Origin of the sequence: Luteolibacter sp. AS25 (genome assembly GCF_046736275.1) — a bacterium.
Classification (GTDB): domain Bacteria; phylum Verrucomicrobiota; class Verrucomicrobiia; order Verrucomicrobiales; family Akkermansiaceae; genus Luteolibacter.
The window spans coordinates 2,586,237-2,597,826 of the sequence record NZ_CP151837.1 but is presented as its reverse complement, the minus strand read 5'-3'; the positions used below and the strand labels follow the sequence as shown (position 1 = coordinate 2,597,826).

Sequence of the window (11,590 nt, the reverse complement as noted above, 5' to 3'; positions counted from 1 at the left end):
AATTATTGGTTCGAATGTTAGTATATCTCCGGAGGTTCATTTGATTACTGCAGATCACGATATGGATAGTCCTGAGGGTGATGGAAGGCTAAGTGAAATCGTTATCGAGGATTATGTATTCATAGGTTCCCGGGCTACTATTTTACCTGGTATTAAGATTGGCAAAGGAGCTGTGATTGCTGCGTGCGCTTGCGTTACAAAAGATGTCCCGGAGTTTACCGTTGTAGGTGGCGTTCCTGCAAAAGAGATCCGAAAGAGAAACCGCTCTCTAACCTACGAGTCCCTTTATTCTCCGCATTGTTTCTAGGCGTCCCGAAAGTAAAAAGAACTACTATCCTAGTAGTAGTGATTCTTTAAAATCATCTTCAAACTACTCGAACGCTTGCGAATCACTTTTATATGCGGCTCCTTGGAGCCGGGACGGGACGGGGTGGGAGATTATTCTCAGCATTTGGCGAATGAGCTGAGCAAACGGGGGCACCAATGCCAGATACTAGCATGCAATGATGGCTTTATTGAGGCGGATACGAAGATGAGGAGTGGAGATGATAGGGGAGCGGTAAAAGTTTTGCGGCTTAGTTCCAGCAGTCCATGGACTGAACGGATGGATATTGCGAAGGCTTGGATCGACCGATTTTCTCCAGATTGGGTTAGTTTGCAGTTTGTTCCCTATGCCTTTCATCCAAAGGGTTTGTGCTTTGCCCTTCCTTCGTCTCTGAGGACTTTGTCAGACGGATATAAGGTTCACGTTATGTTTCATGAGACGTGGATAGGGTTTACGAAAATTTCTCCTTTGAAACATCGAATCACTGGCTTTTTCCAAAAGCATCTACTTCGTCGGATTGTTAGTGAACTGAATCCGGAGCTAATTGATACAAGTAATCCTTTGTATCAGCTTCAACTCTCAGATGAGAAAATCGAGGCGGGAATTTCTCCAATTTTTTCGAATATTCCAATCTATTCTCAGCCTTCCCAATGGTTTGCAGGGCAGCTCGCAAAGCTCGGAATTGCAGGTGAGGAGAGAGCGTCTTGGGAGCTATTGGGGATTTTCGGAACGATTCACCCCGAGTTTGCTCCGTTGGACCTGCTATCAGAGAGAATTGAGTCGGGGTCCTCTGGTGGGAAAAAAGTTGCTTTGTTGGGAATAGGCAGGGCTGGTGCTGGCTTGGAAAAACTGAAAGGGCAGGTTCACGAGCGTTTCGGAGGTGATGTCTTGATTCATTTCTTTGGAGAAGAGACACCGGAGCATATTTCGGAGTTCATTGGATCGTTAGACTATGGAGTTGCGACGATGCCGACCGAGTTCATGGACAAAAGTGGGACGATTGCGGCATTCCGTGCTCATGGGATTCCCATCCTAGAGTCTCACTCAGTATTCCTTCCCGAATATGATGGACGATTGAAAAAGTCGGTCGTCGATTTTGCGGACAGGGACCCATCAAACTACACGGCTGAGTTTGTTTCCGGACAGTTGGCTGAGGCGATGGGTCGGTTTTAAACTAGTTAGAAATCTGATAATATGATCTCACGTCCATTATCAATTTACCTAGATGTATGGAGGGTTTTGGCCGCGTTAGTAGTGTTCATTTATCACAGTGGAAATACGAAGGGATTCGGCGATGCTCATCTGCCTAGATCAATGGGGTTTGATGACGGACGCGCCGCCCACCTGGCAGTCGTCGTTTTTTTTGTGCTGTCTGGTTATTTGATTTCCTACAGCGCTTCGAAGCCAGGGCTTACGATGAGGAAGTATTTTGTGGATCGAATCGCCCGGATGTATTCTGTCGTCCTTCCAGCCTTGGCGCTGACGGCTGTGGTGATGGCTTGTATTTCGAGATATGATCCGCAGTTGTATACAGAGTATACGGTAAACGGGCTGCAGGTGGTTCGTTACGCGATCAATGCCTTGTTCCTCCAGCAGGCTTGGTTTTTCTGTGTGGTCCCCGGGATGCTGGCTCCGATTTGGTCGCTGGGATATGAATTTTGGTATTATGTGCTTTTTGGGTTCTGGACTTTCGTAAAACAGCCGTTTCTAAAATGGCCTATCTTAGCTCTAACTGCGGTTATCATTGGGCCGAAGGTTTTGCTGCTTTTCGGAGCGTGGTTAGCGGGGGTTCTTGCGCATAGATACTCGAGTGAGAACCAGTCGATAACGCTGAAGAAATATGTCTTCTGGATCACTTTGTTACTTACGGTTGCCAGCTTGATGTTCGCTAAGGATCTTCCTTTTTGGAGCGATAAGCTAGGTCAGGAACCTCTTTACTATTCCGCGAACTGGCTGGTTGATCTGCTGTTCTCGCCGATTGCAGCGTTGAATCTCTGGAGTGCGGGAGGGGCTTTTCCTAAGGTGCTGAATGAGTCGATTGTTCCTCCTTGGCTCTCGAAAACGATCAAGTATTTCGCGGGTATCAGCTTCTCATTGTATTTGTATCATGTGCCGCTTTTCTTCTTTTGTTCAGTAGTCTTTGGACCCTCATCGGAGATCTGGACGGAAATGACACGAATGTTGTCAGTGTTGGTGGTTACTGCGGTTTTGGCCCGATTTACTGAAGGGAAGTTACTGTTTTTCCGCGGTATTACTGAGAAGCTCTTTGATTTTGGTGCCTTATTTTTGAGGCCAATATTCACAAAAATAAATCTAGTTAGATATGATAGATATAGCAGAAATAAATAGGTTTCAGGCTGCCGCTACTGCGGATTGGCACGACGATTTTGCCAGATCTCAGACCGAAGCGCCATTGGCGTTCGTTGAAGAAAATCACTGGTTCAATTTTGATCTTTGGCACGAGGAGGATGTGGCCAGGAGGGATGATATCCCCGCTGAGCGCATCAAACAGGCAAAGAGAAAGATCGATAAGTGTAACCAAGCGAGAAACAACGCGATGGAAAAGATCGATGATTGGATATTGAGTGAGATCAAGCAGAGGCAGGTTTCTTGCCCCGATGGGTTACTCCATTCTGAGACGCCAGGGATGATGATTGATCGTTTATCGATCATGGCGCTGAAGGTTTATCACATGCAGGAGCAGGTTGATCGGAAGGATGCTACTCCGGAGCATAAGGAAAAGTGCGCAGCCCGTGTGGTGGTTTTAGACGAACAGAGGGCGGACCTTTCTGCATCGCTTGAAGCATTGCTTGGGGACGTTTTCGGGGGTAGACGCCGATTCAAGGTGTATCGCCAGTTTAAGATGTATAACGATCCGGATTCGAATCCTCAGTTATATCAGAAAGGAAAAAGCTGAATGTAGAATTCCTAGATTTGCCCGAATGAAAGTTGACATTAGCATAGGGGGATTGGGCGATGTGTGGATGCGTCTGGCCGCGTTCTACTCGGCGGTGGCGTTGACTTCTGATGAGAAACTCGGGGTCATCGTTCCGGCTAAGGTTTTGGATTTTGCCAAGTATGTCTTCTCAGACCGGTTGGAAATTTCTTCAGAGCCTGACTCTTCAGCAATCGAGTTTGTCACGCTTGGTATCAAGGATCTGGCACGACCAATCCTTTCTGGAAAACGTTTTGCTGCACCTTATGCGAGAGCGGTGATCCGAGATCGGAAATCGGAATCTTTGAAGCAAAAGCTAAATGCAAAACTCTATTTTTTGGCGAATGAGCTTGGATTGATTCAGGTGGCTCCGTGGGACGCAATCGATGAATATCAAGGGTTTCTTGAGGTCACTACCCTGAATGTTTTCAAAGGGATTTCGAAAGAAGAGTTTTACGACCAAGTGGCCTTGGACTTTCCGAAATTACGCGAGAAGCTGATGGCTGACGCACTTCCGATATCCGAAGAACTGACGATACCTAGTCATTTGGCTGAAAAGACGATCGTTTTTCCCACGGGGACATCGCGGCAGTTCATGCCGGCCTGGTGGGCGAAAAAGCATATGCCGGAAGCTGTTTTCGCGTTTTTCTTCAAAGATCCGGATATCAAAGAATTTTTGGAGGCGGGTCTTGAGACGGTTCATTTTTATACGGAGCCTGGAGATGTGGTTGCTTTGGCGAAAAGCGCGCGGTGGGCGGTATCGACAGATAGTTTTCCGTCTCATTTGCTGCAGTTTTCAATTACGAACGCGACGATTCTACTAACAGAATTGGCTCGAAAGAGGATCGTTTCCCCATGCTTTACGGGCAGAGTTGTAGAATCGATGGCACCTTGCCATCCATGCCTGAAGATGGCGCGCGGGTCCGAGCCACTCTGTCAGGCAGGTTACGTGGACTGTCTCAATTGGTCTAATCCAGTGTATTCTTCCGAGGCGTGTCTTCAGGGTTGAGTTTGTCACTAGTATGAAAATCAGTGTCTGTATCCCGACTTTCAACCAAGCAGGGTATCTTGCGAAGGCTGTAGATAGTGCGTTAGCGCAGACTTCATCGGCTCTCTGCGAAGTGATCGTGAGTGATGACGCTAGCACTGATGATACGGCGCAATTGATGGAGAAATATGAGGGTGATAGCCGGGTTCGCTATTTCCGGCAGCCGGTGAATCTTGGAATTTCTGGAAATTCTACATTCGCTCTCAAGCAGGCGTGCGGGGATCTGATTGTTCGGCTGGATTCGGACGATTGCTTAATGCCCGAGTATGCGGAGATCTTAGAAAAAGAGTTCCTGGAAACTGCGGAGTTAGGAGTGGGCCATGTGATGGTGAGGGAGGTGGACGAAAACGATAACCAGCGGCGTATGAGGACTTTGAGGCGTGCGCGCGGCTTTCAGAGTGGTGAGGAGGCACTGAAGGATGCTCATATGGGCTATAAGGTTGCGGCGAATATCTGTATGTTCCGGCGCAGTGCGCTCGTGGAATGTGGGTTTTATCGTGAGGGTATGAATTTTGCGGAGGATTGGGATCTGTGGGCGCGTCTTGCAGAGGCGGGTTGGGGGAATTATTACGCGGATGAGGTTTTGGCAAGTTACCGGGTGTGGAGCGATTCCGGTGGCTATCGCGAGGGGCGTAAGGTTTCCGAGTTGGAAGGAATTTTGGGTGTTTTCGATCTGACTCTCCAGCCGGCATATTTGAAGAGAAACTGGGATACCCGTTGCTTGGTAGAAACCCGGAAAGCGATCGCCTGCGCACACGCTAGGGCACTGACTTTGATACCGCAGGGGAGCAGTGATTATGCGAGAATTGTTGAGCTTTTGGAAAAGCTGGGGAGAAGCAAAGGTTTGGCGGTTCGGCTGAATTTAATCCGGTTCGGGATGGGGTCGCTTTTGGAATTTAAGTCGCGAGTTGAGATCGCATTGCGGGACAAGGTTAAGGGTATCCTTTTCAGAAAACAAATAAGCTGATGTCAGTTTCATTAGTTCATCCTACGGGAAATCGAAATGTTCGGGCTGTTCTTGAGGCTTTAGATCGGAAGGGTTGCTTGGAGCAATTTGCTACGACCTTGGCATTTGACTCTGATTCTTCTCTTTTGAAGGTTTTGCCGGGTAAGATTCGTTCGGAATTGTCGCGCCGCTGTTACGATATCCCTTTGTCGAGTATCACAACACGTCCTTGTTTGGAGTTTGCGCGAATGTTACTTCCTAAGTTTGGCTTGAAGAGCGCGGTGAGGCATGAGTCTGGCTGGGCCTCTGTTGATGCAATCTACCGGGATCTGGACAGGGCGTTTGCGAAGCAATTAGAGAAGACCAGCTTGGGGGATAAACAAAACTACGTTTATTGCTACGAAGATGGAGCTTTGGAAACGTTCAAGGTGGCGAAGAAACTTGGAATTACGTGTGTTTATGACCTTCCGATTGCTTATTGGGAAAAAGGCAGGTCACTGATGTCCGAGGAAGCGGAGAGATTGCCTCAGTGGGCGGCGACTTTGGGTGGCGGTATTTCGGATTCCGTTGAGAAACTTGAGCGAAAGACAAAGGAGCTTGAACTAGCCGATGTGATTGTAGGTCCAGGTTCGTTTGTAATGGATTCACTGCCTTCGTGGGCATCTGAGAAGCTGAGAATCGTCTCTCCTTTTGGATCTCCTTCGGCGCCAAGTTCTGCCGAAATTGAGGAAGCTGAGACCGAGAGAAAGAGGCGTGTCAAAGCAGGTGAGCCTCTGAGAGTTCTTTTTGTAGGCTCGATGGGGCAGCGTAAAGGCCTAGGAGATTTGTTCTCCGCCGTGAAGAAATTGAATAGGAAAGATTTAGAGCTCGTGGTGATGGGCTCTCCTCAGGAATCGATGGAATTCTATAGAAATGAGTTTTCTAGTTTCACCTATGAGGCAGGAAGGTCTCATCCTGAAGTGCTGAAATTGATGCGCTCTTGTGATGTTTTTTGCCTCCCCTCGATAGTCGAGGGCCGTGCGTTGGTGATGCAGGAGGCGATGAGCCAAGGATTGCCGCTGATAGTAACTCCACACACGGGTGGTGAGGATCTGATTATTGAAGGTGAAACAGGTTTTCTTGTGCCGATTCGGTCCGCGGATTTGATCGCGGAGAAGATCTCCTGGTTTGCGGACAATCGAGGAGAGGTTCCACAGATGAGCAGCTATGCTAGGCATCACGCGGCAAGGTATACTTGGGAGGCTTACGGTGAAGCGGTGGTTAGTGGCATACTCGAAGCCAGATAGTTCTCGTGGAAGATAGAGTTAAAAACACAATTGGTATGTCCTCTCAACCTAATCCCGTAAGTGATCTTCCCGCACCTGCTGTATCGAGGCGACTAGTTAAAAGAGCGAAGCTACCGAAGGCTAAACCTGCGTCTCCTTGGTATGCTAATAACAAGGACTTGAAGTTAGGAATTTGGGCTTACTTCTTACTGTTGATTTTCGAGGGAGCTCTGCGGAAATGGGTTTTACCTTCGCTGGCCACACCGCTGTTAGTTGTCCGGGATCCGCTGGCTATTTTACTTTTGGGCTTGGCTTTCAATCGGGGACTATTGGTTCTCAATGGATACATAATCACGATGGGTGTCATTGGCATTGTAGGGATCTATACGGCTTTATACTTGGGCCACGGCAATTTTACGGTGGCGTTTTTTGGTGCACGTATTCTGCTTTTCCATTTCCCGCTAATGTTTGTGATAAAGAGAGTTTTCACCCGGCGGGATGTGCTCTTGATTGGAAAGGCTTTGCTCTGGATCACAATTCCTATGACGGTGCTTATCGCATTGCAGTTTTTTAGTCCGCAGTCCGCTTGGGTAAACCGAGGAGTGGGTGGAGATACTTCAGGAGCAGGTTTTTCCGGTTCTGCGGGTTTCTATCGGCCGCCTGGTACGTTCTCATTCACCAATGGCAACTCTCTGTATTACTGTTTGGTTTGCCCATTTCTATTCTACTTTTGGCTGAACCTGAAGACGGTGTCCAAGCCGCTGTTGGCACTTGCGACGGTCGCGTTTCTTGCAGCGATACCGCTGTCGATTAGTCGAGCACTTTTCTTTCAAGTGGCGCTGACTTTGATATTCACCGGGCTGGCGATCTCACGCCGCCCAAAGTTCGTTGGGCCATTCATTCTGGGGATTGTGGGGGTCACGATGGCTATTGGAATTCTGAGTTTGACGCCCTTCTGGGAGACCGCAACTGGAGCCTTTACGTCTAGATTTGAATTGGCCGGAAAACACGAAGGAGGATTGAGTGGCACTCTGGGTAGACGGTTTCTTGGGGGGTTGGTCAGTGCCGTCACTAGCTCATTGGAAAATCCTTTTTTTGGGATGGGCCAAGGGATGGGAACGAACGTAGGAGCTATGTTTCTTAGTGGAGAAAAGCAGTTCCTTGTTGCTGAAGGTGAGTGGGGAAGGGTGGTGGGTGAGTTGGGACCGATTTTGGGAATCTCCCTGATTGTCTGTCGGGTGGTTCTGACTGCTGAAATAACGGTGGGTTGTTACAGGAAATTGGTCGAAGGGGACCTGCTGCCATGGTTGCTACTTAGCTTTGGATTTCTTTCCGTCTCTCAAGGAGGATGGTCTCAGCCTTCTTCTTTGGGGTTTTGTACAATGATAGGCGGCTTACTGATGGCTACATTGGCGTTCTCTGCGCCTCCGGCGAGGCCGAAAAAGCGGTTTTCAAACCTTAGAAAACGATCACTTCAAAAGAGTAAATCATGAAACTCATTCTGATAACTCATCCTAAGAGTCTTCAATCGACGAGTATGCCTCGGTTTGCCCGAATGATCGGAGAGGGAATGGAGAATCGTGGGCACTCGGTGCAATATTGGACGTCGGAGTCGTTTTTCGGGAAGATAGGTGGTATCCCTAAATCGGTTGGAAAGTGGCTGGGTTATATCGATCAATTTGTGATTTTTCCTTGGATACTAAAGAAGCGTCTTGAGGGGTTGCCGGCTGATTCCTTAATTGTTGTGGCAGATCAGGCATTGGGAATGTGGGTGCCACATTTTACGTTTTTACCGCACGTGGTGCATGTGCACGATTTCATGGCTTTGCGTTCTGCCCTTGGTGAGTTCCCTGAAAATCCTACTGGGCGGAGCGGGAAAATCTATCAGGATTTAATTCGCCGTGGTTTTTCTAAAGCTAAGAATTTTATTTCTGTTTCGGGAAAGACGCAGCTGGATCTAGAAGGGTTTCTTATCGATCAACCCAAGCGATCTGAGATGGTTTACAATGGTGTGAACCCGCGGTTTCAACCTCTGGATGCAATTGCTGCGCGGGCTGCCTTGGCAAAGGAAACGGATCTTCAATTGAATGAGGGCTACCTGCTACATGTAGGGGGTAATCAATGGTATAAGAACCGAATTGGGGTGATACTTCTCTACAATGCCTGGCGCCAAGCACATGAGCGAAAGATACCGCTGTTGCTCATCGGTGAACCCCCATCCGAGCGTTTACGAGAGTGTCGCGAAGCTTCCTGTTATCGTGAGGAAATTCATTTCGTTTCCGGAGCTTCTGACGAGACCATCAGATACGCTTACGCGGGAGCAAAAGTCTTTCTTTTTCCGTCACTGGCTGAGGGTTTCGGATGGCCAATTGCAGAGGCGATGGCTTCTGGATGTCCGGTGGTGACGACGGATGAGGCACCGATGACGGAAGTTGCGGGTGAATTTGCCTACCTCTTACCCAAAATGCCGCGGGAAGGTGCTGAGGATTGGGCTGCTGCCTGCGCTGCGACAGTTGAGAAGGCATGTCAGTTGGAGGGAGAGGCTCGCGAAGTTTGGTGTCGCGATGGTATCACTCATACCCAAGGTTTTTCCCAAAGAAAAACGCATGATCGGTTTGAGGAAATTTATCAGGCTATTCTAGAAGAGGATCAGGTATGATTGATCAACCAGCTTATAAACCTCTTGTTCTTCACGTTTTGGCGAGCATGGACCCAACAATGGGTGGTGTCTGCCAGGCCGTTAGAACGATGATTAAGGGGTTTGAACAGGTGGACGTTTTTGGTTCTGAAGTCGTATGTCTTGATAGCTCAGAGGTAGCCGAGCTGGAAGAGGACTTGTTCCCGATTCACAAGCTTGGGCCTAAACGAGGACCTTGGTCGTATTCTCCGCAGTTAGTGCCGTGGCTGGTCGAGAACCTTTCTCGTTTTGATGTTGTCATCATCCATGGCCTTTGGCTTTACCATAGTTACGCAGTACGCAAGGCGCTTGGTAAGCTCAAGCAGGGGCCATCAGCTACAACACAAATTCCTCGATGTTTCGTAATGCCGCACGGGATGCTGGATCCGTATTTCCAGCGTGATCCATCGCGGCGTCTGAAGGCTTTGCGGAACTGGGTTTACTGGAAATTGATTGAGCACAAGGTAGTCAATGAAGCGTCCGCTGTCCTATTTACCTGTGAGGAAGAGCTGAGACTGGCTGCCGAATACTTTCGACCTTACAAGCCGAAAGAGGGATTTGTGATCGGGCTGGGGGTGGATGAACCTCCGGCGTTCAATCCTTTGATGGGGACTGCATTTTCCGATAGATGTCCTGAGTTGGGTGAGCAGCCGTATTTGCTTTTTCTGAGCCGAATCCATCCCAAGAAAGGGGTCGATCTTTTGATTCGTGCTTATGCTACACTGGCGGATGCAGGAAAGCAGGAGTTGGAGATAGATAGGCTGCCCGATCTGGTTATAGCCGGTCCACTGGACTCGGACTATGCCAGCGAAATGAGAGTGCTGGCTGAAGAATTGTTGCCCTCCAGTGATTTAGCTCCACGAATCCATTTTCCGGGTATGCTGAGTGGGGATGCCAAGTGGGGAGCTTTCTACGGAAGTGAAGCCTTCGTGCTACCCAGCCACCAAGAGAATTTTGGGATAGCAGTGGTTGAGGCTTTGGCTTGTGGCAAACCGGTGATGATATCAAACAAGGTCAACATCTGGCGGGAAATTGAGCAGAGTGGCGGGGGTATTGTGATGGACGATGCGCTTGTGCCTATCAAAGGGAGTTTGGAGCGGTGGTGCACGATGAAGTTGGAAGAAAAAACTCTCTTCTCCGCAAGGGCTACCGAGGTATTCAAGCAGCTATATAATGTTCAAATGGCAGCGTTGCGGCTGCTTTCGACTCTTTCCGAGAAACGCGAAACAAACGATATTTTATGAAGATAGGGATCCTGACTTTTCACTTTTCAGACAATTTTGGAGCTTTGCTTCAAGCCTATGGTCTACGCGAGTATTTGCGGAGTTTAGGGCATGAGGCTGAGTTCGTAAATTACCAGCCCGCGCATGTTGAAGGGGGTGGTAAAATACGAATCGGACTTTCGAAGCAAGCGGCCGTCTCTAATCTCAAGGTGGCCTACATGGCGGTTTCAGGGGTGATGCAGAAATTGCTGACTTCGGAAAAAACTAGAAGGGGAATTGATTCTTTTCAGAAAAAGAATCTTGGAGTTGTCGGGGAAGCCGTAACGACGATAGAGGAGGTCCCCAAGTTAGCGGATGGTTTTGAAGTTTTGATATGCGGGAGTGATCAGATCTGGAACCCTTCGGATCAGTTTGGGATCGATCCGGCCTATTTCCTGGGGTTCGAATCGACGGCAAAGCGAAAAGTTTCATATGCGCCTAGCTTCGGATCGGGATCTCTGGACGCCCGTTACCGGGATGAAGTTACGGTTTTGCTCCGGGGGCTGGATGGGATCTCTGTGCGTGAGGAAAGCGCAGTGGAGCTGGTGAACGAGCTAATCGAATACACTCCTGTTTGTGTTCCGGACCCGACGTTCCTAGTAGATGATTATAAGGCTCTTATTGGTGAGGGAACGCCAAAGAAGGATCATATTTTTGCATATATCCTACGTAGCAGTCAGGATATTCATCCGATGTGCGATGCTTTATCAGGAAAGCTCGGGGTGCCGGTCCGCTCTGCATGGAATCCTTATCGACGTTGGAAAGACTTTGGCGAGGGGATCGAAGGAGGCCCCACAGAATGGTTACAGGAACTGGCTGATTCGAAATTTGTTATCACGAATTCATTTCATGGTACGGTTTTCAGCATTCTGATGAATCGGCCATTTATTGCAGCACGACTTCCTGGCGCAAAGGCGAAGCTGAGCGGGCGTCTTGAAAATCTGCTGGAAAAGGTAGGACTCAGTGACCGTCTGGTGACCGCTGGAGATATATGGGAGTGCCTTGCCATTGCTGAGAAGGATATCGATTGGGACGCGGTTAATGCGAAGGTTTCAGGTATGCGCCAAATAGGGCGGGATTTCCTGTCTGCGGAGCTAGAGAGAGCCCGAGTCTGATTGACGGATATGGGAGA

General features: G+C 48.8%; 10 protein-coding genes and 1 pseudogene. All 11 read left to right on the top strand.

Annotated features, from left to right (window positions below; genetic code table 11):
* Window positions 1-85: 85 nt before the first annotated feature.
* Window positions 86-259: pseudogene (locus AAGA79_RS12020) on the top strand (DapH/DapD/GlmU-related protein); the annotation flags it as partial.
* A 345-nt stretch (window positions 260-604) separates the two neighbouring features.
* A complete protein-coding gene (locus AAGA79_RS12015; protein ID WP_411826050.1) occupies window positions 605-1,498 on the top strand; it encodes a hypothetical protein in 894 nt (297 codons plus the stop codon).
* Window positions 1,499-1,519: 21 nt separating this feature from the next.
* Complete coding sequence (locus AAGA79_RS12010; protein WP_411826049.1) at window positions 1,520-2,674, top strand: acyltransferase family protein; 1,155 nt, start codon at window positions 1,520-1,522, stop codon at window positions 2,672-2,674.
* Entirely contained in the window at window positions 2,649-3,242 is a 594-nt protein-coding gene (locus tag AAGA79_RS12005) for a DUF4254 domain-containing protein (protein WP_411826048.1), read from the top strand. Before AAGA79_RS12010 ends, AAGA79_RS12005 begins: the two co-directional genes overlap by 26 nt.
* Window positions 3,243-3,267: 25 nt before the next feature.
* On the top strand, window positions 3,268-4,269 hold the full coding sequence (locus AAGA79_RS12000; protein WP_411826047.1) for a hypothetical protein: 1,002 nt from the start codon (window positions 3,268-3,270) through the stop codon (window positions 4,267-4,269).
* A 13-nt stretch (window positions 4,270-4,282) separates the two neighbouring features.
* The gene (locus AAGA79_RS11995) at window positions 4,283-5,275 is read left to right on the top strand and encodes a glycosyltransferase family 2 protein (protein WP_411826046.1); all 993 of its coding nucleotides are present in this window, start codon (window positions 4,283-4,285) and stop codon (window positions 5,273-5,275) included.
* A gap of 227 nt (window positions 5,276-5,502) precedes the next feature.
* Window positions 5,503-6,540, top strand: a complete 1,038-nt coding sequence (locus AAGA79_RS11990) for a glycosyltransferase family 4 protein (RefSeq protein WP_411826045.1) — start codon at window positions 5,503-5,505, stop codon at window positions 6,538-6,540.
* Between the two features lie 35 nt (window positions 6,541-6,575).
* Complete coding sequence (locus AAGA79_RS11985; protein WP_411826044.1) at window positions 6,576-8,012, top strand: hypothetical protein; 1,437 nt, start codon at window positions 6,576-6,578, stop codon at window positions 8,010-8,012.
* Window positions 8,009-9,178 carry a glycosyltransferase gene (locus tag AAGA79_RS11980; protein ID WP_411826043.1) on the top strand — a complete coding sequence of 390 codons (1,170 nt, stop codon included), beginning with the start codon at window positions 8,009-8,011 and terminating at the stop codon, window positions 9,176-9,178. The genes AAGA79_RS11985 and AAGA79_RS11980 overlap by 4 nt, the downstream gene beginning before the upstream one ends.
* Window positions 9,175-10,440 (top strand): glycosyltransferase, encoded by a 1,266-nt coding sequence (locus AAGA79_RS11975; protein ID WP_411826042.1) that lies wholly within the window; start codon window positions 9,175-9,177, stop codon window positions 10,438-10,440. Before AAGA79_RS11980 ends, AAGA79_RS11975 begins: the two co-directional genes overlap by 4 nt.
* Window positions 10,437-11,573, top strand: coding sequence for a polysaccharide pyruvyl transferase family protein (locus tag AAGA79_RS11970; protein ID WP_411826041.1), 1,137 nt, complete (start codon window positions 10,437-10,439; stop codon window positions 11,571-11,573). The genes AAGA79_RS11975 and AAGA79_RS11970 overlap by 4 nt, the downstream gene beginning before the upstream one ends.
* Window positions 11,574-11,590: the final 17 nt, after the last annotated feature.